This is a genomic window from Deltaproteobacteria bacterium (assembly GCA_009930495.1).
In the GTDB taxonomy this organism is placed as follows: Bacteria; Desulfobacterota; Desulfovibrionia; order Desulfovibrionales; family Desulfomicrobiaceae; genus Desulfomicrobium.
Genome location: RZYB01000448.1, coordinates 1 through 1,145, shown reverse-complemented (window position 1 = coordinate 1,145; position 1,145 = coordinate 1). Strand labels below are relative to the sequence as shown.

At 63.4% G+C, this 1,145-nt stretch carries 1 protein-coding gene; it reads left to right on the top strand.

The features are described from left to right. Window positions 1-1,010: response regulator (locus EOL86_15380; GenBank protein ID NCD26951.1), on the top strand; the 1,010-nt coding region annotated here is incomplete at its 5' end. Window positions 1,011-1,145: the final 135 nt, after the last annotated feature.

Genomic DNA, 1,145 nt, shown 5'->3' with positions numbered 1-1,145 from the left:
TGTCCGCCTTGCAACACTGCGAGGAACGCGGCCCGTACGCGGTGGTCGTTTCCGATCTGAAGATGCCGCGCATGGACGGAGTCGAGCTGTTGCGGCGGATCAAGGCCCGATGGCCGGACACGGTCCGGATCATGTTGACCGGTCACGGCGATCTGGACGCGGCCATGGCTGCGGTGAATCAGGGCGCTATTTTTCGCTTTCTGACCAAACCCTGCGCTCCGGAAACCTTGGTGGCCGCCGTCGGCGATGGCTTGCGGCAACATCGTCTCGTGACCGCCGAAAAGGAGCTGTTGCGCGGCACCCTGCGCGGCTGCATCCAGGTCATGTCCGAGTTGCTGGCCCTGGTCAGCCCGGAAGCCTTCGGGCGCGGGGAGCAGGCCAAGGGGCTGGTTCTGGAAATCTGCCAGCTCTTGGCGCTGGAGGGCTTGTGGCGTTATGAGCTGGCGGCCATGCTCAGTCAGATCGGGTGCATTTCCCTGCCCCAGGAAATCCTGGAGCGGAAAATGAAGCGGGTGCCGTTGTCGGCCGAGGAAGCGCAGATTTTTCTCATGCATCCGGCCATTGCCGGTAATTTGTTGCGCAATATCCCGCGTCTGGAGAGCGTGGCCGAGATGGTGGCCGGGCAGGAGTTGCCGTTGTCCAAGAATCCGCCCGTGGGGGCGCGGATTTTGAAAGTTGCCCTGGATTACGCGGATCAGGTGGCGCACGGTGGCGAGACGGCCGGGATTCTGGCCTCCATGCGCGCCGTCCCGGCCACTTACGACGGCGGCATCGTGGATGCGTTGGAGCGCACTCTGGCCAAGCGCGCCGAAAGCACCGTTCGTGCCGTGCCGCTGGCCGGGTTGCGCGAGGGCATGGTTCTGGCCCAGGACGTTCTGAGCGGCCAGGGGTCGGTGCTGATGGAAAAAGGCCAGGTCATCGGTCCTGCCGCCATGGAGCGTTTCGTCAATTTCGGGGTCATTCTGGGGATCAAGGAGCCCATTCACGTCGTGCACACGGGGAAGGAATGATGCCAGATTCGGAAGATCAGGCCGAACGGCTCCGTCATCTGGAAAGGATCGTCGAGGCTGTCGATCCCTGCCTGTGGGCGTGGGATCGGGACCAGGATCGGATGACGACCTTTGGAACCTGGCGCGCCATTCTCG